The sequence below is a fragment of the Helicobacter cappadocius genome, assembly GCF_030688855.1.
GTDB classification, from domain to species: Bacteria; Campylobacterota; Campylobacteria; order Campylobacterales; family Helicobacteraceae; genus Helicobacter_J; species Helicobacter_J cappadocius.
In genome coordinates this window covers 1-23,144 of record NZ_JAUYZK010000002.1, presented here as the reverse complement: position 1 = coordinate 23,144, position 23,144 = coordinate 1, and the positions used below count along the sequence as shown (strand labels likewise).

Annotated in this window: 18 protein-coding genes and 2 tRNA genes; 8 read left to right on the top strand and 12 right to left on the bottom strand. The window is 31.2% G+C overall.

Annotation, left to right across the window (positions count from 1 at the left end):
* Positions 1 to 189 precede the first annotated feature (189 nt).
* The 3 genes from Q5I06_RS01425 to Q5I06_RS01415 are packed head-to-tail and all read left to right on the top strand — an operon-like array spanning position 190 to position 3,159.
* Positions 190 to 1,614: a COG3014 family protein gene (locus tag Q5I06_RS01425; protein ID WP_305516423.1), complete on the top strand. Its 1,425-nt coding sequence runs from the start codon at positions 190 to 192 to the stop codon at positions 1,612 to 1,614.
* Positions 1,611 to 2,225: a penicillin-binding protein activator LpoB gene (lpoB, locus tag Q5I06_RS01420; protein ID WP_305516422.1), complete on the top strand. Its 615-nt coding sequence runs from the start codon at positions 1,611 to 1,613 to the stop codon at positions 2,223 to 2,225. The genes Q5I06_RS01425 and lpoB overlap by 4 nt, the downstream gene beginning before the upstream one ends.
* A 7-nt stretch (positions 2,226 to 2,232) precedes the next feature.
* On the top strand, positions 2,233 to 3,159 hold the full coding sequence (locus tag Q5I06_RS01415; protein WP_305516421.1) for an LPP20 family lipoprotein: 927 nt from the start codon (positions 2,233 to 2,235) through the stop codon (positions 3,157 to 3,159).
* Positions 3,160 to 3,172: 13 nt separating this feature from the next.
* Here the strand turns inward: Q5I06_RS01415 and Q5I06_RS01410 are convergent, their stop codons facing one another.
* The 6 genes from Q5I06_RS01410 to glmM all read right to left on the bottom strand — a co-directional run bounded on the left by Q5I06_RS01410 (position 3,173) and on the right by glmM (position 15,935).
* The gene (locus Q5I06_RS01410; RefSeq protein WP_305516420.1) at positions 3,173 to 11,596 is read right to left on the bottom strand and encodes a two-partner secretion domain-containing protein; all 8,424 of its coding nucleotides are present in this window, start codon (positions 11,594 to 11,596) and stop codon (positions 3,173 to 3,175) included.
* 36 nt (positions 11,597 to 11,632) lie between these two features.
* Complete coding sequence (locus Q5I06_RS01405; protein ID WP_305516419.1) at positions 11,633 to 13,288, bottom strand: ShlB/FhaC/HecB family hemolysin secretion/activation protein; 1,656 nt, start codon at positions 13,286 to 13,288, stop codon at positions 11,633 to 11,635.
* The gene (locus tag Q5I06_RS01400; RefSeq protein WP_305516418.1) at positions 13,285 to 13,773 is read right to left on the bottom strand and encodes a hypothetical protein; all 489 of its coding nucleotides are present in this window, start codon (positions 13,771 to 13,773) and stop codon (positions 13,285 to 13,287) included. The genes Q5I06_RS01405 and Q5I06_RS01400 overlap by 4 nt, the downstream gene beginning before the upstream one ends.
* A 259-nt stretch (positions 13,774 to 14,032) precedes the next feature.
* Positions 14,033 to 14,108, bottom strand: a tRNA-Val gene (locus Q5I06_RS01395).
* A 31-nt stretch (positions 14,109 to 14,139) separates the two neighbouring features.
* A complete protein-coding gene (gene lspA / locus Q5I06_RS01390) occupies positions 14,140 to 14,589 on the bottom strand; it encodes a signal peptidase II (RefSeq protein ID WP_305516417.1) in 450 nt (149 codons plus the stop codon).
* Between the two features lie 8 nt (positions 14,590 to 14,597).
* Complete coding sequence (gene glmM, locus Q5I06_RS01385; RefSeq protein ID WP_305516416.1) at positions 14,598 to 15,935, bottom strand: phosphoglucosamine mutase; 1,338 nt, start codon at positions 15,933 to 15,935, stop codon at positions 14,598 to 14,600.
* Positions 15,936 to 16,047: 112 nt separating this feature from the next.
* Here glmM and rpsT point away from each other — a divergent pair, with 112 nt between their 5' ends.
* A complete protein-coding gene (rpsT, locus tag Q5I06_RS01380) occupies positions 16,048 to 16,323 on the top strand; it encodes a 30S ribosomal protein S20 (RefSeq protein WP_305516415.1) in 276 nt (91 codons plus the stop codon).
* A 62-nt stretch (positions 16,324 to 16,385) separates the two neighbouring features.
* Complete coding sequence (prfA, locus tag Q5I06_RS01375) at positions 16,386 to 17,447, top strand: peptide chain release factor 1 (protein WP_305516414.1); 1,062 nt, start codon at positions 16,386 to 16,388, stop codon at positions 17,445 to 17,447.
* Here prfA and Q5I06_RS01370 read toward each other — a convergent pair whose 3' ends face one another.
* From Q5I06_RS01370 to Q5I06_RS01350, 5 genes are all read right to left on the bottom strand, one after another.
* Complete coding sequence (locus Q5I06_RS01370) at positions 17,448 to 18,287, bottom strand: cysteine ABC transporter substrate-binding protein (RefSeq protein ID WP_305516413.1); 840 nt, start codon at positions 18,285 to 18,287, stop codon at positions 17,448 to 17,450.
* A gap of 262 nt (positions 18,288 to 18,549) precedes the next feature.
* On the bottom strand, positions 18,550 to 18,984 hold the full coding sequence (locus Q5I06_RS01365) for a Dps family protein (protein ID WP_305516412.1): 435 nt from the start codon (positions 18,982 to 18,984) through the stop codon (positions 18,550 to 18,552).
* Between the two features lie 80 nt (positions 18,985 to 19,064).
* The gene (locus Q5I06_RS01360) at positions 19,065 to 20,060 is read right to left on the bottom strand and encodes a sensor histidine kinase (RefSeq protein WP_370690909.1); all 996 of its coding nucleotides are present in this window, start codon (positions 20,058 to 20,060) and stop codon (positions 19,065 to 19,067) included.
* A 61-nt stretch (positions 20,061 to 20,121) separates the two neighbouring features.
* Positions 20,122 to 20,424, bottom strand: a complete 303-nt coding sequence (locus Q5I06_RS01355; protein WP_370690903.1) for a hypothetical protein — start codon at positions 20,422 to 20,424, stop codon at positions 20,122 to 20,124.
* Complete coding sequence (locus Q5I06_RS01350) at positions 20,424 to 21,428, bottom strand: flagellar basal body P-ring protein FlgI (RefSeq protein ID WP_305516621.1); 1,005 nt, start codon at positions 21,426 to 21,428, stop codon at positions 20,424 to 20,426. The genes Q5I06_RS01355 and Q5I06_RS01350 overlap by 1 nt, the downstream gene beginning before the upstream one ends.
* Before the next feature lie 149 nt (positions 21,429 to 21,577).
* On the opposite strand from Q5I06_RS01350, the gene Q5I06_RS01345 reads away from it, so the two are divergent.
* The 3 genes from Q5I06_RS01345 to Q5I06_RS01335 all read left to right on the top strand — a co-directional run bounded on the left by Q5I06_RS01345 (position 21,578) and on the right by Q5I06_RS01335 (position 22,352).
* Positions 21,578 to 21,655: transfer RNA gene (locus Q5I06_RS01345), tRNA-Pro, on the top strand.
* 173 nt (positions 21,656 to 21,828) lie between these two features.
* Positions 21,829 to 21,999, top strand: a complete 171-nt coding sequence (locus Q5I06_RS01340) for an integrase arm-type DNA-binding domain-containing protein (protein WP_305516410.1) — start codon at positions 21,829 to 21,831, stop codon at positions 21,997 to 21,999.
* 104 nt (positions 22,000 to 22,103) lie between these two features.
* The gene (locus Q5I06_RS01335; RefSeq protein WP_305516409.1) at positions 22,104 to 22,352 is read left to right on the top strand and encodes a site-specific integrase; all 249 of its coding nucleotides are present in this window, start codon (positions 22,104 to 22,106) and stop codon (positions 22,350 to 22,352) included.
* A 220-nt stretch (positions 22,353 to 22,572) separates the two neighbouring features.
* Here the strand turns inward: Q5I06_RS01335 and Q5I06_RS01330 are convergent.
* On the bottom strand, positions 22,573 to 23,144 hold a 572-nt coding region (locus Q5I06_RS01330; protein ID WP_475581209.1), incomplete at its 5' end, for a phospholipase D-like domain-containing protein.

Genomic DNA, 23,144 nt, shown 5'->3' with positions numbered 1-23,144 from the left:
ATTTGTTTAGACTTTATAATGCTATAATTTTGCCTTTTTGTTCTTTATAGATAGCTTTAGTCCTCCATTTCTTGATTATCATTTGTATTTTAAAACCATACATAGTAAATCTTTTTAAGCATAATATTGAGTTTTAAGGTTTTTTAAGATTTAATAAAACAATTAGAAATCCCTTAAAAGATATTTATAATGAAAAGTTTTTATACTGCTTCGTTTTTATTTTTTTTATTGATATTCACCGGATGTGCCTATCAGGAAAATCTCAATACCTTTAACAGGCTTTATTATGAAAAAAAACCACAAGAAGCCTTTGTATTTTCAAAAAAGAAAATCAAAAATCATCTTTTATGGCAAATTCAAAGTGGTGTAAGTGGCTATATAGCAGGAAACTATAAAGAATCAATGTCTATTTTAGATACTGCTGAAAAATTACTGAATCACAAACAAGCACAAGGAATATTATCAAATTCTCTGAGCAATACAGGGGCTACACTCATTAACGACAATGTAAAAAGCTATCAAGGGAGCATTTATGAAGGTGTACTTATCAATTACTACAAAGCCCTTGATGCACTGGCTATAGGCGATAATTCAAGAGCACGAGTAGAGTTCAATCGTGCTAATGATAGACAAAGAAGAGCAAAAGAATATTATGAAAAAGAAATTCAAAAAGCCATAAAAATACAAAAAGAAAAATATAAAAAAGATCCTAAGGCTTCAGAAGAAATCAATCAAAATACTTCTAGCGAAAAAATTGATAAAATCTTGAATTCTCAATATTCCAACCTAAAACATTTTGCTATTTATAGTGGTTTTATTAATCCTTTAGTATCTTATATATCTGGTTTATATTTTTCTCTACAAGGAGATCCAAAAGGAATGGATTTACTTAAAGAAGCCTATGGGATCAATCACTCCAAAATTATTGCTCAAGATATGTTTGCATTTCAAAATAATAAATATGACAAAAAAAAATACACTTGGATTGTGATTGAAGATGGAAAATCCCCCACGAAAAAAGAATTCAGTATAAAATTACCACTATATCTCATAAGTAGTGAGGTTCTTTATTTTGGATTAGCATTACCGCAACTAGAAGAAGGAATTAGCTTTTATAATTCTTTTGACATCAAAACAAAAATGGGGTCTAAAAATTTTGAAGAAATATCTCTTTTTGATGGCATAATCGCCAATGAATTTTCAAAACAATTACCCTATATCATCACTCGTGCTATCATTTCAGCAGTCTATAAAGCTTCTATGCAAAGTGTTTTAACCCAAACACTAGGAAGTTATGCTGCCATAGGAGGAGCTCTATTTTCTGCAGCAACCACAGCTGCTGATACTAGAATCACAACCGTGTTTCCGCACAAAGTATGGCTAAATCGCATAGAAAACAATAAAGAACAAATAAACCTTTTAGCTGATGGCAGAGAAATCTTAGAAATTGGGTTTGAAGATTGTACTAAAAACAAAAACCCTCCCCTTGTAGAAAAATCAACCCCCGTGAATGAAAAAGAATACAAAATATGCAAAAATAGCAATAATATTATATACATAAGAACAACAAAAAATAATATAATACCTAAACTGATCATAGGAGAAAAACAATGAATACAAAAATTTTGAGTATGGTAGCCTTGAGTGCATTAATCTTTATTGGTTGTGCTGACAAAGTCAAATATATCGATACAAAAGACTCTAAAGAATATACAAGTATTGGATTAGATTATCATGATATTGAAGATGCGGCAAATAAAAGTGTTCAATCCCTGCTTCAAAGTGGCTATGTAAAAAATCTAGCGACCGAAAAAAAACCAAAGGTTCTAGCGATTTCAGATGTTACTAACGATACGATGCAAAATTTCAGCACTGAAGAGCTTACTCGAAAAATAACTCGAGATATGCGAAATAGTGGAAAATTTATCCTCACAATGGCTCTTTCTGGAAGTGGGGGAACAACTGACAAAATGCTACAAAAAGCTCGAGATGCCAGAAAAAATGATGAATTTAATCAATATACTGTTCAAGAAAAAGGGAGCCTAATAGCCCCTGAATTGTCTCTCTCTGGAAAAATCGTTCAAAGAAATACCAAAATAGGCTCAAAGCAAAGAGTGGATTATTACTTCTTGCTCACACTTACAGACATCAAGACAGGTCTTGTGGTTTGGGATGATGAGGTTAATATTATAAAACTAGGCAAAAACAAATCTGTTGCTTGGTGATAAGATTGTGTTAAAAAATTTAATATTGCTTTTTATTGCATTGCTATTTAATGCCTGTTTTGCGGTGGAGGAAGTCTCACCCCCGCCAAAATGGTTTCTCTCCCTTCCAAAAGATAATGTTTTTTTATATGGAAATGGAAGCGGAAAAACTCTTGAGGAGTCTAAAAAAAATGCTATCAACGACTTGGCATCTAGCATTAAACTAAAGGTTAATTCAAGCACTAGCATCTTAAATATTCAAAACAATCAAGAACAAGAATCAAAAATTTTACAAAATATCCAAGTATCTATAGAAAATATAGAACTTCAAAATATCACATTTACCCACACTGAATACAAAAACAAACAATATTATTCTCAAATCAAAATATCTAAAAATCTTCTCCTAAAAACCCTTGAAGATAAGTATCAAGATCTCTACACACAGCTAGGTAGTCTGAATTCTAAAAACTGCAAATCAATTTCCATTAAAGATAAAAATACCTTCGAAGATCTACTCAATCAAGCAAAATCTTTGGTTCAAAGCATTCAGGCTCTTGATTTTTCATCAAAACTTCCATCTTTAAAAGCTTATGAAGATATATTCAATCAAAATTCTCCTCTAGTGTTAGCTAGGCTTGTTTTTTCAGATACTGATGACAAAGAAGCTATAAAAATTTTGAGTTCAGAATATGCAAAATTTATACAAAATGTCGATGAAAAAAATATTCAGACTATTTATAATAAAATCACCATAGAACCTCAACAAAATAAAATCATAGCTTCCTTACAAGCAAATATCAATGACTGCGATAATAAAGTGGTTTTTTATATACAACTTCATAGCACAGAAATAAACAAACAAAAAGCTCTTGAGCGTCTAAAAATCCAGCTTTATAAAAAACTAAAAGAATACCAAGGGAATAACCAAGGCAATATACCCAAGATTTTTTGACTAAAAATGGTGGCTATATTTTATTTTTATTAATCTGAGATTCTATAACTTTAATCACATCAGCATCCTTAAATGGATTTTCAATAACTTGTTTTTTGACGGTAAATTTTAAATTAGGATGTGTTCTGTAATTTTGATAAATATATCTCAATTCTTCTGCAGTTATAGATTCATAATATTCATCATTAAAATTGAATACATTTTCTAGTTTTTTCAAATCAACATCTTCAATTTTATCTGTAAAAGGATGATAGTTAGTAACAAGCTCATCTAGGTTAAAATAAATTTTTCCTCCGGAATCTAGAACATTTTTAAGAACACCTATGGTTTTAGCACCAAAAAATCTCTCTTCATCTAATGCTGTAGCATACCCAACATAACGTTCATATAATTCTTTTTCCTTAGGCGTAAGGTCTGAATCACTAATTCCATAAACAATAACATCATATAGTCTTTCAAAATCCCTATTTTTTGCTATTTTTTTAATAATTTCCATTGCCTTTTTATTGGTATCTATATTTTTGATAATCTTTATAATAGCTTCATTGCTGACCAAATGTTCAAAAATCGTTTCATTATCTTTTCTTGGGATGGAATTGATACCCTCATCTCTAGGACTTTCAACAGGTTCTTGATAGTCCAAAATGATATTTTTAAGCAAATTTTTACTCCCAATAGCAACCGAACTTGCAAAATCATAAAATCTTTTTTCTTTCTCGGAACTTTCATTAGCATTTAAGGCTTCAAGATAATCATCGGCTATCAGAGGTCTTTTTCTGATTTCTTCTAAAGGTATTGATTCTAATAAAATTTCTCTATTTGAACTCAGACCATACACAAGAGCTACATTTGAAAAATTAGGATCACCTTCAAGTGTAGATTCAAGATTTTTATTACGAGTAGGAAAATGCTCTATCTTGGGGAAAGCATCTGAACTAGGTAACATTGAATTAGGATTGTTTTCAGAGTTCTGCTTGGAAAATATATTCAACACTCTCTGAAAAAAAGGTTTTGTATTTCTCTGTGGATTTACTGAAGGAATATTTAGTGATTGTTGTGAGCTAGAAAAAGAAATATCTGATAATTGGTCATGATTATCCACAAGTGAATCCGCAAATTTTTTCATTGTTTCTTCTCCATGCTTAAAGGCTTCCGCTTCCAATATCTGATTTCTATATAGATGATAACTATCTTTTTTACCTTGAGCATAAAATTGAAAATTTAAACCTATAATCGAAGCATAGTCTTTAACATTTTGAGAAATTTCAGGATTGTCTATATTTCTAACAAAAAGATTTTGTTGTTTATGGGTCATTTCATGAACAACAACATTTAAAAAATGTAAACCAACCTCTTGTGATGTAGGATTTTGATTTTTAAAATAAATATTCTTATATTCTTGAGGTGTAGGAATATGAATGTCATCATTGCTTGATAAATAAAAAGCACTTTTAAATTTTTCCGAAAAATGAATATTCGTATTTGTGACATCTAAATTCACACTCTTGAGTGTTTCAGTGTAATGAGCAACAACTTCTTTTGCTAATCTCTGAAAGTGATTTTTACTTAAATCATCAAAATTCTTTATATAGTGTTCAATTTTAGGATTGTTTATTATTTTATCATCCAAATTTGCATATATCTCACCTGTAATTTTTCTATAATCTTTTGAATCTGGGTGATAAGGGAAGTTGTCGCCTACTTCTGAAAGCAGTTCTATGAAATAATTTTTTAGACTTTCCTGTTGATGATTTTGCATGAAAATTGGATTTTTTGCAACTCCATTAAGCACATCAACGCTTTGAGATAAATTCAAGCTTTGTATATCAAAAATACCTCTGTCAATGAAATCCTCCAAATCCATTACATCTCCTTCACTAGTTTTTTTCTCTTTTTTTAGCGGGATTCTAGGAGGTATTTCTTCTCCCATAGCAGCAAATTTATCCAAATCTTTTTCGTGCTTTATCATAGATTGTTCAAAGAGTACAGATTCTGATTTTGCAGGAATATCATCATAAATTTTTCCATAAGAAACAAGTTTGGCATCTTCAGAAACCAAGTTTAAGTCTTCGGCAGTATAAGAGCCTTTATTCTTTCTAAAAATATTTTTGATTTTTTGAACCAAAGATTGATTATGCAAAGTAGATTGGGCTTGATCTGATATGTTAGAAGAAGATATATTGGCTTCTGTAGAAGAATTAGGACGAATTGAAGGTGGAGCAAAATTTGGTTGCTCAACATTTTCACCATATTGCAAAACAAAAGTTTCTTTAAAGTCATCATCTTGTTTTAAAAAATGATTTTTTTTAGAAGTTTCATTTTCATCAACCCCTATAGGAGATGAATATGTTTTAGAACCTAAAACCTCTCTAATTCTATTCACATCACCACTAAAACTAATATCCCCTCCTGAAAAAGAAGTACTTGAAAGAATGGTTTTGGTTTTTTCAGTGTCATTGTAAATATCCTTAACAGAAGCTTGTATTCCATTCACAGTGATGCCATCTTTGACTTTTGTAGTTATATTTATTGCACTATGAAGTTTGTTTTTTTCACTTTCATAATCCCCCACATTGATATGACCACCAAAATTACCAGATAATCCTCCAGAAAGATTTACATTTCCTCCACCCATATCCTTATGTAAGTCTAAATCTGAAATACTAAGCTTTCCGTCAACCTCAAAAAGCCCTTCTTGTATTTTAGAGTCCAAAACACTTCCTTTAAGAATTGCATTTCCTTTTACTTTCACATTCAGTTTTCCTTCGGTAACGATGCCAGATTGAATCTCTACATTTTTAGAATTTTTATAATAGTATCCACCACCACCATTGAAAGAAAAGTTTCCTTTTCCAATAGTGCTACTCGCAGCACCCAAAGAAATATCTCCACCTAAACTTGCATTCAAGCTTTTAGAATCTTTAATATCAGCTACACTCGCAACAAGCATATTTTTACCAACTTGCACATCTGCATTTGTAGCATTGATTTTTCCTCCTATGATGCTTATATCTTCTTTGGAAATAATCTTTGCTTGATTTTTGATTTTAAAATTTGAAGCTTGATAGGAAATTTCATTTTTTTGATTATAAGAAACATTAACATTCCCCCCAACACCAACATCAGTATTGTTTCCCCATAAAGCAGAATAACCGGCTGATTCTTGAACCCTTGCCTGAATTCCAAAAGAAAAACCATTTTCCTCACTTGTATTTTTTGCCGCTACAATATTTATATCTTTTGCTGAATCAAGACTCAAAGAACTTCCTTTAACATCAACACCCACTAAATTAATGTTTCCTTTGAGGGTTTGCATAACAATATTTCCACCTGCATTTATATTTGATATATTTTCAGATGTTTTATTAGAATTTTGATAGTTGATTTGAAAACTGCCTTCTTGTGTTGAAACAGCCCCTATTAAATCATTAAATATGAGATTTGTAACTGATCCTACAGCTTCTGCTGCAACAATTCCCCCATTAATATTCTTTCCATCAGCAGCTTTTATACTAACATTTGAAATCATATTCATCGCATCAAATGCAGAGCTAGTTATCTGTCCTTTTTGCTTAATAGAAAGATTAAAACCTATTGAATGTTTAGTGGTTTCATCAATATATTTAGAAGTCTCAATAGTTCCAGCTTGTAAAATAATATCTTTGAATGATTGTAAATTCGCACCTCCAATGTCGGCACTCTCTTCCACAATACCTTTTATACTTCCTGTGGTTTTGATATTTGAATTTGCATAATATATACTATTTGTTTTTTCAGAGCTATAGCTAAACTCCAAACCAGCATCTGCTGAAACCAAAGAATCCATCTGCATCTTTCCAGAAACGAGCGTTTTAGAATCAAAATTACTTTGAGCCCCAGCAAAATTCTGTCCGTCATTAACCCCAAATCCTGCAGAAACCTTACTTTCCATCACACCTGCATTTATTGAACCAACAATCCCAAAACCATAGGATGTACTCTGCTGATTGAAAGTATTTTTTCCTGCCTCAATTTTTAAGTCTTTTTTACTTCTAAATACAATATCTCCATCCCCGCCATTAATTTCTGATCCAGATATATGGATGCTTTGTTTAGAATCAAGAAACACTCCTTTAGTTGCATTAATAAAAGAAGCTGATGAAACAGAAGAAGATTGATTATCCTCTCCTCCTTTAATCCCAAAAACCTGATAAGAACTATAAGATGAGTTTAAAACAGAAATATTTTGAGAATCCAAAATATCGATTTTACCCTCTGTATTAAAAGATATTTTCTCGTTAGATTGGACTCCTGAAGACCGAATAATCAAATCTTTCTTAGCTTTAATGTTAATATTCCCCAAACCACCAATAAGGCTATTTGCACTCTGATATTGCTTTTGAGTGATATTTGTTACGGTAGAATATTCACGCATTCCACTGCTTTTATTCACTCCACTAAAGGAAGTGCTAGTTTTAATATCCCTATCATTCATACCCGCAATGATATTAATATTTCTATCTGAAATAAGATTAATGCTTCCCTCTTTTGAATTCTGGAACAAAGAAGAACCTTTGATTGTAATGTCTGTGGCACTTTTAAAATTAATATTACTTCCTTGAATCACCGAACCACTACTCAAAGAACTACTAGTAATAGTTGCACTTTCCCAAGAAGAGTCTGAATTGTGCTTACTTTCTCCTTTGTAATCTATTTTTTTAATCATCTCGTCAATAATTTCAATTGAACCTTTTTTTGAAATCAAATTGATTTTAGAATCTCTTCCATCCGAAGAAATTAAGGAGTTTTGAATCTTAATATCTCCCTCAGTTTGGACTATCACATCTCCCTTGGAGAAAATTTTTCCCTGATGGGGAGTATCAAAATTTCCAGACTTATGAATGCCCAATTCACTTTGAGATAAAAAATTCTTCGCATTTATGGCAATTTTATCACCTGAAATAACTCCACCTATATTTTTTACTTCCCCTTTCGCATTTATAACTGCAGTGCCATCTGCATTCAAATCTGAAGATTGATTTTGAAACATACCCACATCTAAAAATAGATCACCCAAGGAAGCTATATTTGAATTTTGTGTTGTGGTAGTTTTTTTGAAAGAGGTATTTTTAGAATAATACAATTGTGGAACCAAAACATCATTTCCATTAATTTTTTGGCTTACATACCACACAATATCCTTATTGAGTTTTGAAATCTGTTCTTTATTCAAAGCTTCACCAATAACTAGTCCAAGTTTTTTTTGCTCCAAAACAGCATTATCCAAAAAATCTTTTACATCATTAGCACTTAAAGCATTACTATAGCCAAGATTTTGAATGAGCTGATGATTCAAAAGCCTATTTTCATAATAAGCATCTCCAATAACTGAAATAGGTTTATTAGGTTCATAACCCACCTGAGTGAAAAAATACTGCGATCCGTAAAATTTATCCATATCCACCAATTCCGGTCTTGTCTCAATGTAATAGCTGATTTTTGAATTCAAAATATCACTACCAGCATGAAACAAAAGCTGTTTTCCAAGTCCTAATATATCCTGTTCGCTTAATCCTACAGATTCTAAAATATTTTCTTTTGAAGTATTTTTGTCTGCATCATCAATGGAATTTTGATTTTTTAACTTATCTAAATCTGGACTATTTTCAGAGACTTTTTGAGCAGTATTAGTATCAAAATCTTGAATATTTTTCAGATTTGTCTTGATGGTATTGATATCCTCTTTTATTTTTTGAATCGAACCCGTAGAGTTATAAACAACCTCACCACGAATACTGATGTCGTCCCCCGCAACAATTTGAGCGGGATTTTTAGACACAAAAGAAATATTTGCTTTTTGATTTAAATTGAGCTCTTTGGGATTATCTTTAGAAAGCCAATCTACCCCGAAACCCTCCGCCATCAGAGATTTAAAAAGCTGATTTTTACTTGAAAAATCCTTTAATAATCCAAAATAACCGGCATTATCATCACTAGAATATTTTGCCTTATCCAAAACCTCCAAAGGATTTCCTCTTCCCAATCTATAAACATTTGTATTACCAAGGTAAGTAGGGGTAGCTTCTATGGATTCAATCGAAAATCTTTTTAACAAATCTTGTACGCTGTATTCTTTTTTGCTTGTTGTGTTATATACATTACCTACAATGTCGATATTTTTAAATGCAGCAATAATTGAATCATTATTATAAATATCTGTTTTTCCCCCATCTATAAAACCAATTTTGAGGTTACCTCCAGATTTTATCACTGCTTGCGTATTTTCAAGAGTATTTATTATATTATAGCCAGTATAAGATGCATTAAAATTTCTATTTCCAAAATAATCTTTGGCAAAATAATAATGCAACCATCCCGGTCTTGTATCAATAAAGTTCAGACTACCTAATGTTTTTCCTGTATTATTCAAGGTCTTGACAAAAAGTTCCATATTCCCACCCGAATTTATCGTACCCATATTATTATCAATCGTATCAGCCCTTAAAGATACAATGAATTGAGCATCTATTGTGCTATTTTCACTATTTATAATATCGTCTGCTTTAATCGTAATATTTTTTCCAAAAACATATCCTCCTGCACGATTTAAAAAAGTTTTTGCATCTAAATAAACATTATTTTGAGAGGCCAAAAGTGTATCATTGTCTTTAAAAATAGATCCCGTAGCTTTCAAACCAATTGAACCGATATTGCTAAAAGTTTTTTTGATAGAAATATCTCCGTTGCTTTCAATTAATATTTTCCCATTAGCACTCATTTTTCCAAACTCAGAGTCAATATCTACCGATCCGCTTTTGAGACTTAAAGTATCGTCGCTGTGGAAAATTCCTTTGCTATTGTGAAAAAAATTAGAGAGGTTTTCAGAAGTATCTTTAAAAATCAGAAATAGCTGATTTACACTCTCAATATTTCCAGTATTTTCTATTTCTTGAATATTTAATTGGATGTTAAAGGTGCTAATTTGGGAACTATTAATGAGCTTTTGGGTGTCTATATCCAAATTACCTATTTTGATTTTTCCTTGATTTTCAAAACTCTCTGAGTTAAAAATCCCTGTATTGGAACTGATTGTTCCTTGATTGAAATAGTTTTTTGTCTGCACACTGAATAAATCCGATTGAATATCTCCGAAATTAATATTTTTTTCGAAAACTTGAAGTTTAAGATCACCAGAAGAAATCACACCACTATTTTTAAATACAGATGTTTGAATCATAATATCTTTAGAAGATATATTTCCTTTGTTTTCAAACTCTCCAAAATTACTCAAAGAATTCATATAAATGCCTTGAAGAGCAATAATTTTGCCCTGATTGAATAAATTTGTCATTTTTAAATCAATATTTTCCCCTTGAAGATAAGAGGTTTTTAGTTCCAATCCTAATTTTTCCATCACATTATAATCAGCTGTATCAAAATTATTTAGAGTATGAGCTTCGATCATGAGTTTTTTATCAGCAACAATCAAACCTTTATTATTTATATCACTAGATGATTTTAGATCAATATTTTGGGCTATCAATGCGGATGTTTGAATATCTCCTTTAGCATCAATACTAATATCACTTGCACTTTTGATTACTCCAGAATGTCGCACACCTACCCCATTTTCGGTGCTAATAAAATGGATATAACCGGCATACATAGAACCCAGCATATTCCCATCAATAGATAATTCAGGTTTTTTAGAACCTGATGCTTTTGTATCTTTAATCACAGGATCACTTATATCTGTTGCCAATTCTACATCATTCACACCTGCGATAAAATTTATCTTTTTGAGTGGATTTCCATCAAGCCTTCCAATACTTCCAGAAAGTTTCATGCTCTGAGAAATTATGGAAAAATAATCCCCATCTAATCCCACTCCTCCATTTAAAATATTCACTTCTCCTTGACGGATCGAAATTTGCCAATCAACATCATCAATAACCCCTGTAGTTAATGTAACTCCTCCAGTATTAATAAAAGATACGCCATTAACAACCAGACCATTTTCATTGGCAATGATAACATCTGCATTTTTTCCAAATACCTCAAGCGTACCTTCCAAAGAAGTGTTCTTATTTGATAGTATTTCATTTATAATCAGCTTAGCATTTAAGGAAAGATTTGGATTTGCGGCCACAAAACCTCCTGTAATAGATACTCCATTTTCTTGGGAATTATTCAAAATAACTCCATTATCTTTGGCAATATCAAAACTTTCATATTTGTTATGCGAAATTCCTTCAGAGTTTGGATTAACGATATTGACAACATCCCTTCCATTTGCAGAAGTATTCATTTGAGGTGTAAATGAGTTGTTTCCTAATGGCTGAATATGATTTCTAGGTCTCAAATCTGCTGCAGAAAGATTCACCAAAGATGTTGAAAGAACCTGCGTCAATGATACTGATATTGACAAATATTTTTTAACAGAAAAATTTAGATTCACTTTTGTTTCCTTATTGATAATTGATGTCTTTAATTACTAAATTGAAATATTTAGATTAAAATAGACGGGTATAGATTCTTTGGGCATGTCTATAGAATAGAACAATGGCTTGGAAATCGTAACCCCAAAGCTAATGATCTTCCAAAAATAATTTGCTCCAAAAGCAACTCCTGCAATCTGATCGTTATAATTCAAGCCATAATCTCTACCACCTCCATAATCCAATCCAAAAAAAGGCTCGATATTCCAAACACTTCCTTGAAAATAAATAGGTTTTAAAATAATAGTATTTGCAATATATCCACCTTTATCAAGTGCTAATGAGCTTTCTTTGAATCCTCTTACAGTGTATTGATCCCCGATAAAAAATTTATCAGCATAAAATAATTCATCATTACTATAACTCGCCCCAACATTCAATCGATATATCAATGCTACATAAGGACTATAATAAAAATATTTTTGCCAAGAAGCATTAAAATTTACTTTATTGTATTCTGCTTTAAAAATAGAATCCTTCCTATCACCCTGCCCTCCAAATATAGGTACTCCGCGCAAATACTCAATATCTAAATACAAATTTCCACCAAATAGTTTATTGACATGTTCTATTCCAGCTCCAATAGCCGTGTAATTTTTACTATTTATTTCTATCAAAAGATTATTTACCTGATTTTTTTGTCCCCTCATTTTGCTTTCCGTATAAAGGGTAGTTTTACTATTTTTATTTCTATGTAAAACTCTCTGTATTCTAAGATTTTGACGAAAATTTTGACTTTTGTTAGTATAATCTGCATACTGTGCTTTAATATTAGCATAGCTATCAGTATAACTCCAGGAATAAGAAAATTTCCAATACTTAAAAGGAATAGAATACATTCCGGAATAAATACTCTCTTTATTTTTATTACGATCATGAATAAAACGTTCCATATAGGTCAAAGATAATATATCATTGATTCCAAATAAATCGTATTGAGTAAATCCTAATATGGATCTAAGTGCACCCTTATCAATAGTAGAACTGTTATTCAACCCTAAATTAATGCCCCCAGAAATCTTTTTTTCACTAAGCACAATATCAGAATATCCGATCTTTTGACTTGGTTCAACCTGCATATGATAAGAATAACCACCATTGTTCAAATTTTCTAATCCTTGATCTAGTGCATAAATATCTAAAATATCTCCCTTTTTGATTGGAAAAGCATCAAAAATCCTGATTTTGGAATATTTGGAATTTTTAATATTAATACTATTGATATATCCAAGCTTTACCTCTAAAATCAATTCTCCAGTTTTTATATTCCCTGATTTTATGGTCACCAAGGTGGTCGTAAAGCCCCTTCTAATATAGTATTCACTTGTTTTTTTGATTAATTCAAAAATGTCTTGTTTTTTTAAAGGTCTATTTTCATAGCTTTTTGAAATTTCAAGGACAACTTTAGATATTTTATGTTTGCTTTGCACACTAATATTTTTAAAAATATATTCTTTATTATCTTCAAATTCTTTGATTTCATCTTGAGGATTATTTTGATATTTATCTGGATACTGAAGTTGTTCCTGAATATATTTTTCTTCCTTCTGTTTATGTAATAAATCCAAAACTCTATTTTGATTTTGAAGTTGCAAGTCCATATTGCTACCCGAAAGCTTCATGACAATAAGAAAAATACAGACTTTTTTCAAATTTTTATCCCCATTTTAAAAACAACCGAACGATAGTGCAAATCAATATTGTTACTTTTGAGCTGCATATCATCAAACAAAACTTGAAAAACTAAACTAAAAAAAGATTTTTCAATACCAAGTCCATAATAAAAACTATTTTCTAAAACTATATTTTGTAAAAATCCCAATCTAATAATAAATTTTGTGTCAAGAAGAGTAGGAAATTTTAAAAGAGCGAAAAATAATCCTACATTTTTCTTATCAATCAATAAAGGATTCAATCTCCTTATTTCTCCACCAATTCCAAATTCAAAATTTTTCATCTTGGGTATAGAAGAATATATATCCACACCATAATCAAAAAAATTATCCAGAGTTTCAGATTCCACTTTAGATTCAAAATTCTGATAAGGTGCAATACCTATTTTTGGTTCAATAGAGATAAAATCGATCCCCATAGCCATTTGACAGAAAAAATAAATTATCAATAAAAAAAATTTCATATTTTCCAATCCAAAAAATCTAAAATAGATTCTTATTTGAAAATCTAATTCTAATCAGAATTTTTATTATAACAAAATAATTATTATTATAAAAAATTATTTGAAAGATTGGAAAATAAATACTATATAGCTTCATATTTTATATTAAAATCAATATATTTATTTCAATATAAAACAATATAAAAATATTATTAAAAAATAAATTTAATATTAAAGATTAGATTAGAAGAATTTAATGAAAGTATTTAACTAATATGAATGGTGGCCACGATTGGATTTGAACCAACGACCACTACCATGTCAAGGTAGTGCTCTACCAACTGAGCTACGCGACCGAATTTTAGGACAGAGATTATATACTAAGCATTATTTAGTTTTACTTAAAAACAACATTTTTAAAATCAAAATTCCCACTCCAATATCAATCATCACATCAGCAAAGTTAAACACTGCAGGAAATTCAATAATATAGTGCCAATGGATATAATCTACTACTCCTGCATAAGTAAATCTATCAAGTATATTCGAACAACCTGCCCCAAAAATGATCCCGAAAATACAATGATTTTGAATAAAAAATTCTCTTTGACGAAGCAACATTATCCATACCACAAGCACTAGAATTATTTGAATATATTTCAAAGCAGAGCCCAAAAAACTAAGCATAGAAAAGGCAACACCTTTATTATAAACAAGCATAATAGAAACGGCCTCGCTTTGATAATCAAATCCATTCACTACTAGATATTTAATCCATTGATCTAACACAAAAATTACCAAAAATAAAAAAATAAAAATAAAAAGACTCTTTTTCATTGCATCTCCTAAGAGAGTTTATTTTTGAGAAATTCGCTCAAATCTTTAATATTTGATTCAAGCAATGTCTTATCTTTTCCTTCTAGTAGAATACGTAATTTATTCTCCGTACCAGAATATCTAATAAGATGACGCATACCCAATGAGGAGATTTTTTGAATTTTTTCTTCATATCCAGTAATACAATCCAATGGAATTTTTTGTTCAACATTTAAATTGATTAATTTTTGAGGATAAAGCTCAAAAGCATTGAACAAATCTGAACTTTTTTTACCACTCTCATTTAATGCTGCCATTACCTGAAGAGCACTGAGAAGACCATCTCCTGTCTTTGCATAATCACCAAAAATAATATGCCCGCTCTGTTCTCCTCCCAAACTGGCCCCATTTTTTTGCATTTCATCACAAACATATTTGTCCCCAACATTACTTCTAATGAGCTCAATATGATTTTTCTTCAGATATTCCTCAAGTGCGAGATTACTCATTACGGTGGTTACAAGCTTATTGTTTTTTAGACCTCCGATCTTCTTTTGATATACACCCAAAACCCCGATAAGCTTATCGCCATCAACTACATTTCCCTTATTATCAACCACCACAAGTCTATCAGCATCTCCATCAAGTGCAAACCCAATATCAGCACGATAACGTCTAACTTCATTGCTAAGAGATAAGGGGTGCATAGCCCCGCACTGCTCATTGATATTATAACCATTAGGTTTATTGTTGATAACCACTACATCTGCTCCTAGTTCGCTAAATATTGTCGGAGCGACCTTGTATCCAGCACCATTTGCAGCATCTACAACCACTCGAATTCCCTGCAGAGTAAGATTTTTAGGGAAGGAATTTTTTATATGTACAATATAGCGACCTATCACATCATCAATACGTTTGGAACTACCTATTTCCAATCCTGTTTTATAGCTACTTTCAATAAGCTCTTCATTGTCAAATAATTTCTCAATCTCAACTTCAGCACTTTCATCTAATTTGTAGCCAAATCGATTAAAAAATTTGATTCCATTATCTTCATAGGGATTATGAGAAGCACTGATCATGATACCTGCATCACATCGCATATCTTCGGTTAAAAATGCAATTGATGGAGTGGGCATAGGTCCTACCTGTATCACATCATACCCCACAGAAGTCAAAGCACTTACAAGTGCATTTTCTATCATATATCCACTTTTTCGAGTATCCTTACCTACCAAAATCTTATTGGTGATGGAATGTTTGCGAAAATACAGCCCAGCGACAATTCCTAATTTTATCGTAAGGATAGGAGTAATATCTATTCCAGCCTTCCCTCTAACTCCATCAGTTCCAAAAATCTTCATTTATTAATCTCCGTAAAAGGGGTAAATTCTAACGCGTAATTTTAAACTACTTTTAATCAAATCTAAGGCATAATTCTGCCCTATAAAAAATTATAAAAGGATTAACCAAACAATGGCGAATCATAAATCTGCAGAAAAAAGAATCAGACAAACCGAAAAAAGAACTGAGAGAAACAGATATTATAGAACTAGAATCAAAAATATCATCAAAGCAGTTCGCGAAGCAGTCAATGCAAACGATATAGCAAAAGCTCAAGAAAGCTTAAAAATAGCAAATAAAGAGCTACATAAATTTGTCAGCAAGGGTATTATCAAAAAAAATACAGCCTCAAGAAGGGTTTCTAGACTTAACGCTTCTGTCAAAAAAATTGCCACCAAAGTCGCGTAAATTCTTTGGTGGTTAGCTCTTTAAAGTCTCTTTATTGACTTTGTAATTGTAGGGGCTTTCTAATGCTTGTAAACAAACTCATACCCATCATTCAACGCTATGACGAAATTTCTTCATTGCTTTCAAACTCCGAAGTTATTGCGGACATCAAAAGACTAACATCTTTAAGCAAAGAGCAGAGTGATATTGGAGAAATCGCACAAAATGCAAAAAAATACATTCAAACATTAGAATCCATCAAAGAAAATAAATCCTTATTGGAAGATAAGGAACTAGGTGAACTTGCCAAAGAAGAGTTAAAAATATTAGAGGTAGAAAAAAATAATCTAGAATTAGAAATAAAAATACTCCTTATGCCCAAAGATCCAAACGACAATAAAAATATTTATTTAGAACTACGAGCTGGAACAGGTGGTGATGAAGCAGGAATTTTTGTAGGAGATCTTTTTCGTGCCTATTGTCGATATGCAGATATTAAAAAATGGAAAGTTGAGATAATCAGTTCAAGTGAAAATAATTTTGGCGGATATAAGGAAGTGATTGCACTTATCAAGGGAAAAGGAGCGTACTCTAGACTTAAATATGAAGCAGGAACGCACAGAGTACAGAGAGTTCCTGAAACAGAATCACAAGGTAGAATTCATACCTCAGCCATTACCGTAGCAATTATGCCAGAAGTGGATGATGTGGAAGTGAACATCAACCCAAACGATCTAAAAGTAGATGTATTTCGTGCAGGTGGGCATGGGGGGCAATCGGTAAATACCACTGATTCTGCTGTTCGTATCACTCATATCCCCACAGGAATCAGTGTATCCATGCAAGATGAAAAATCTCAACATAAAAATAAAGATAAAGCAATGAAAATCTTAAAAGCTCGTATCTATGAAGCTCAAATAGATGAACAAAAAACTCAGAATTCAGAAGCGAGAAAATCTCAGGTAGGAAGCGGAGATAGGAGCGAACGAATACGGACATACAACTATCCTCAAAATCGTCTCACAGATCATCGGATAGGTCTAACTCTTTATAGTCTTGAAGAAATAATGCTATCTGGAACCCTTGATATGATTATTGATCCACTGACTGCAAGTGCCCAAAGCGAAGCAATGGGCGGAGAATAATTAGTTTTTAGTATCTTCTTCAAAAATTACAGAAGCTGGATCCACTTCAGTTCCGTAAATTGGAGCAAGTGTAGCATCATAAGCTTGTTTGATAAAACCATCTTCATTTAGAGTTTTTATTTCATTATTTAGCCACTCCAAAAGTTCTTTATTGCCCTTCTTTACTGCTGGAGCAATAACTTGTTCATCGCCTAAAGAAGATATGCTAACTACAAAACCTGGATTTTCTTTTGCCCAAGCGAATAATAAAGTATTATCATGTGCTAATGCATCTGCTCTACCATCTTTCAAAGCTTGAAATGCTTCAGTATTTTGATCGTATTTAAGTAGTTTTATATCAGGATAATTTTTGCTGAAATAAAAATCTGCAGTGGTCCCCTTATTAACAATCAGTGGTTTATCTTTGAGATCATCGATACTTTTTATTTCTCCATTTTTAGAAACAACTCCAAGTGCAACCTTCATATAAGGCATGGCAAAATCAACAACTTCTTCTCTTTCTTTTGTCTTGGTAAAATTAGCCATGATGATATCAACTTTGCCCGATTTGATGAATTCAACCCTAGACATTGCTTCAACTGGAATAAATTCTATTTTCGATTCATCTCCAAGCATATCTTTTGCGATTTTTTTGGAAATATATACATCAAATCCATCATATTGTCCTTGTGCATTAATAAATCCAAAAGGAGGTTTGTCACTAAAAACGCCCACTCTTAAAACATCTCTTTTTTTAATAGAAGAAATACCATCTTGATCTTTAGTATCTGAACAAGCAACTACAAAAATACTAAGAAGCCCTATAAAGCCTATTACAAAGAACTTTTTTAAATTTTTCATTTGATTCCTTTAATTTTTTGATATGTATTACATTAACATAAAAACTTTAAAAACTTCCCAGAAAATCAACTTATGATGATATATTTTGATTTTTTAATATTCTGGAGGGGTGTAAAATTCGTTTGGATTACCATCAATAACTATGTATTTTTCAACAAAATGACTTATAGACAAATTTATCTGAGTTACCATAAAAGAGGGATTAAAGATTGGAAAAAACCTTAAAATACACTCCCCTCCATAGGAAAGGAGGGTTAAAAAATTAACCCAAGTGTGCTTTAAGCATCCAAATAGATTTTTGCAAACTAGCAACTTGTTCATCAGCATAAGAAGCTGTGACCTTATCTTTTTCTTTATCTGAAAGTTCGGATAATTTTTTGAATTCTTTTTCAAGATATTCATAATCAACCAAAATAGCTTTAAAAATACTATCGGATTTGAAATCTGTCTTGGTTTCTTCTTTGACTTTTGCACTAGCAAGAGCTTCAGTAAGTGTAACAACTGGTTTATCGCCCAATTGAACAATCCTCTCTGCAAGATCATCAAACATATCTGCAAATTTTTCGTAAATTTCTTCAGTTGCTTTGTGTGTATGATAAAAATCTGAACCTTTTACATTCCAATGGAAATTATGAATTTTCATAAAAAGTACAATCGAATCAGCTTGAAGCTGTTTAAGTAATTTTACAACGCTCATTTAAAATCCTTTTTTGTAGAAAAATTTTATCAATTAGATAATGGATTAATCATATACCAAAATAGTAAATAAGACGAGAATTATAAAAAATTAGGGATTTTTATTTCAAAGATTTTTTGTTCTTGATCTAAAAGCTTTATGCTACCATTATGAGCCTCAACTATTTGTAATGATAAAGCTAATCCAAGTCCATTACCCTTAAGTTTTGTAGTCTTAAAGGGTTCAAAAAGCAGATTTTTATTTTCTATAGGTTTTCCATTATCGCTGATAGAAAAAATAATCTGATTATCTATAACCCCTGCTTTGATCAAAATCTGACCATTACTTAAATTATCATTATCTTCAATGGCATCAATAGAGTTATAAACAAAATTTTGCATCACTATTCCCATCAAATCTAAATCAAATAATGCTTCCTTATCTTGAAAATCAAACAAAATATCTATCTGTTTTGAATAAGTGTATTGCTCAATTACATCTTCAATATCATTTTTCAATTCCATTAAATTGTGTAAGTTTTTCTGTGCACTTACTCCTTTTGAAAATAGAAGTGTAGCACTGATTATTCGTTCCACTCTCCAGAGGGATTTTTGTATTTCAAAAACAATAGGTTTTAAACTATTGTCACTTCGTTTTAATAATGTAGATGTAAGGATTGAAATAGAGCCAATAGGATTACGGATTTCATGTGCAAGATGTGCTGAAACCTGCCCCATCGAAGCTAGACGTTCTTGTCTTTTTTGCAAAGTAATATCTGTAGCTGCTACAACCTGTCTATTTTGAATACTATTACTTTGAAAAAGATAAGTTTTTTCATCTCCTTCAATTTCACCATTAAAATTATGTTTTTTTGCTTCTTCAAAAATACTCTCTATTTGCGATGCTAAGGTATTTTTATAGAAAAAACTTCCATTATTATTGATCACCCAAATTGCTTGAGGAAGAATTTCTATCACCCATTCATAAAGTGCCTTGTAATCTTTGAATTCTTTTTCTATTTTATAGGTTTGTAAAATAAACTCATTTAATAACTCTAAAAGCTCATTTTTATCATTGGAGCTAATCTTTTCAAGCATTTCTTTTCCAATAACCTTTTCATCCGATAGAGTTGAAGCATCCTCAAACTCTAAGGTATTTTTATCTTTTTCCAACTTCTTGTTCTTTTAGAAAATTAAATAACAATTCACTATAGCCAAAACTTCCGCTCAGTTCTTTGGATAAATTCTCTTTATACATGGCCTGATATATTTCTGTTCCAGCTTCTTTTGGATACAAGGGGTTATCAAGTTTTAAGGATGTATCAAGAAAAAATTTCAATATCAATGCTTCAAATTCATCAGTTTGTTTTTTTAGTTTTTTATCATCACCTTTGAGATCTGATTGTTTCAAAACCTTATCAGTTTGATAGTTACTATAAATGGAATTCACATCTAACTTCATCATATCACCTCGATTTCAGCACTAATAGCACCGCTTCTTTTCATAGCCTCTAATATAGAAATCATACTTTTGGCACTCGCACCCATTCTTTGCAGAGCTTTAACAACACTTGAGATAGTAGCGAACTTACCATTAGAACTAAGAGTATTTTGTTTAGCATCAAAGGTTGTGTTTGCATCTATTTTTTGTGCATTATCATCATCTAATGGATCTTTTGTGATTTTTATAGTTATATCTCCGCTACTAACCATCACAGGATGAACAATAATGCCCACACCTGCAACAATAGTTCCTGATTTTTCATCAATGATAATTTTATCACTATTGCTATAATCAACATTAACCTCTTGCACCAACGCTAGAAATTCTATCATGCTTAGATTTTTTGGACGAACGATCTTAATTGTTCTAGGATCGATTGCTAGTGCAATATCTGAACCAAAAACTTTATTGATTGCATTTTGAATCTTAACTGCGTTTTGAAAACTAGATTTTTTCAAACTCAAGCTCATTCCTGTTTTATCATACAAATCATAAGTCACCTCTCGCTCTATAGTAGCCCCATTTACCACAGTTGCCGAAAGAGCATTTTGAGAATTTCCCAAAACTACCGCCCCTTGTGCGATTGCATAAATATTGCCATCTACCGCAGTAAGGGGAGTCATAATCAATGTGCCTCCCTGTATAGACTTTGCATCTCCAATAGAAGAAATTTGTATATCAATTTTATCACCCTGTCTTGCAAATGAAGGCAAAGAAGCTGTGATCATAACTGCTGCCACATTCTTAGATTTAATATCATCTGGAGAAATCTTGACATTCACACTCTCAAGCATATTGGCAATAGACTGCATCGTAAATTTTGAGCTGTTTTTATCTCCTGTCCCATTAAGACCAATAACCAAACCATAACCAATGAGTTGATTATCTCTGACGCCAACAATACTAGCAATATCGCCTATTTTTTCAGCCTGCACATTCACACTAAATAGACATAAAATCATAAAAATAAATCGTCTTAAATGGATCAAAAATACCATCATTCTCTCCTTAGAATTCTAGCTAACTAAGCAAAATGAAGCAAAAAACATTCCTCTTATACAAAAATCTTAAGAACTCATTTTTTATGCTACAATACCAACTCCAATTTTTTCGGAGTATAGCGCAGCCTGATTAGCGCGCACCCTTGGGGTGGGTGAGGTCGTGGGTTTGAATCCCGCTACTCCGACCATCAATTTTCTTCCATTCATCTTCGTTCATAGCATATTGTATCCCATTCATAGCATATTACAGCCCACAAAAAGTGGTTACAAAAAAGATATAATCTGATATTTATAAATTTTATAACCAGTTTAGCTCTCATAATCACCATTTAGGGAATTGAACATATAAGGAACAAAAAAAATGACAGATATTGAGATCAAAAATGCCAAACCAAAAGACAAGGATTATTCTTTAACAGACATAAAAGGTTTAAGAATTTTAATACATAGAACTGGACATAAATATTGGCAGTTTCGTTATAGCTATCAAAAACAAAACTTCCTCTTTCTAAACAAGCCCTTGTCATTTTAAAAGAAATTCAAATTTTCACAGGCTTTGGAGAGTGGGTTTTTCATTCTATCAAAGATCATAAAAAGCCAATCATTAGCGAATCACTAAATAAAGCTCTCAGAAGTATGGGCTTTAATGATGAATCAAGAGAAAGAAAACAAATAGTGCATTCTTTTAGAGGAACTTTCAGAAGCCTTTGTGATACCTATCAGAATGAACATAACATTTCTTTTGAAATAAAAGAAGCTGTCTTAGATCATCATATTGGAAATGAAGTTACTCAAGCATATAATCACAAGGCTGATTATACTGAACAAATCAGACCATTACTTCAATGGTGGGCTGATTATTTAGATAGAATAAGAGTTACATAAAAATTAAGTATAATATAATTATTCTAATATATAAGGGTGTAAAAATGAATTGCAAAATAAGCTCAGCTTATTAAACCATTTGATCCTAAAAATAAATCCACAAAACATATAAAATATATCCCTTCTTTAGACAATTACATAGACAAATCTTCTGTATCGCTTTGGTCATTTTATATTAAATATAACTTAAATTGATATTTTCAAAAATCAGCACTTTTTGTTAATTTTCTTTCTTTTTGATAAACATAATCAAAGGGAAGAAGTCAGGAAAAAACTTGTGAATCATCTTAGGAATTGGTATATAAGCCTCATCTAAATTTCTTTCTTTTCCTCCTGCATTCCATTGATTTAGCTGACTTCTTTTTGGTACATTTTTTTCTCCTTTTGAACTAAAAAGTGGCAAAATAATATAATCATTGATAATATTATTTTGTCTAAAATTAGAATGGAGTATATTTTTTCCAATTTGCTTTAAAATATCAAAAGGATTCTCAATGATATTAATATTGATTTTTGAGTGTTGTTGAGGAATATAAAATTTTTTTTGCAAGACACTTTTAGAGAAATTAAAATAATATTCATTTTTACCATCACTAAAGCTAAGAGATTTTTCAGTGCGTTTAATGTTCCGTATGTCCGAGAGATTAACTTCCTCATAATCTGTTTCAAAAAATACAAGCTCTTTTTCTTTTCTTGCGATAATATGATAGATGGGTTCTGTGGCAATTTCAAAGAGAGGTTTGCCATTTTGGTTCATTCTTTGGTTTCCATTTTCATCAAGTAAGGGGATTT

Coding starts and splice junctions, on each gene's coding strand:
- Q5I06_RS01425 (WP_305516423.1), top strand. CDS start 190: ATGAAAAGTTTTTATACTGCTTCGTTTTTATTTTTTTTATTGATATTC.
- lpoB (WP_305516422.1), top strand. CDS start 1,611: ATGAATACAAAAATTTTGAGTATGGTAGCCTTGAGTGCATTAATCTTT.
- Q5I06_RS01400 (WP_305516418.1), bottom strand. CDS start 13,773: ATGAAATTTTTTTTATTGATAATTTATTTTTTCTGTCAAATGGCTATG.
- lspA (WP_305516417.1), bottom strand. CDS start 14,589: ATGAAAAAGAGTCTTTTTATTTTTATTTTTTTATTTTTGGTAATTTTT.
- glmM (WP_305516416.1), bottom strand. CDS start 15,935: ATGAAGATTTTTGGAACTGATGGAGTTAGAGGGAAGGCTGGAATAGAT.
- rpsT (WP_305516415.1), top strand. CDS start 16,048: ATGGCGAATCATAAATCTGCAGAAAAAAGAATCAGACAAACCGAAAAA.
- prfA (WP_305516414.1), top strand. CDS start 16,386: ATGCTTGTAAACAAACTCATACCCATCATTCAACGCTATGACGAAATT.
- Q5I06_RS01370 (WP_305516413.1), bottom strand. CDS start 18,287: ATGAAAAATTTAAAAAAGTTCTTTGTAATAGGCTTTATAGGGCTTCTT.
- Q5I06_RS01365 (WP_305516412.1), bottom strand. CDS start 18,984: ATGAGCGTTGTAAAATTACTTAAACAGCTTCAAGCTGATTCGATTGTA.
- Q5I06_RS01360 (WP_370690909.1), bottom strand. CDS start 20,060: ATGCTTGAAAAGATTAGCTCCAATGATAAAAATGAGCTTTTAGAGTTA.
- Q5I06_RS01355 (WP_370690903.1), bottom strand. CDS start 20,424: ATGAAGTTAGATGTGAATTCCATTTATAGTAACTATCAAACTGATAAG.
- Q5I06_RS01350 (WP_305516621.1), bottom strand. CDS start 21,428: ATGATTTTATGTCTATTTAGTGTGAATGTGCAGGCTGAAAAAATAGGC.
- Q5I06_RS01340 (WP_305516410.1), top strand. CDS start 21,829: ATGACAGATATTGAGATCAAAAATGCCAAACCAAAAGACAAGGATTAT.
- Q5I06_RS01335 (WP_305516409.1), top strand. CDS start 22,104: ATGGGCTTTAATGATGAATCAAGAGAAAGAAAACAAATAGTGCATTCT.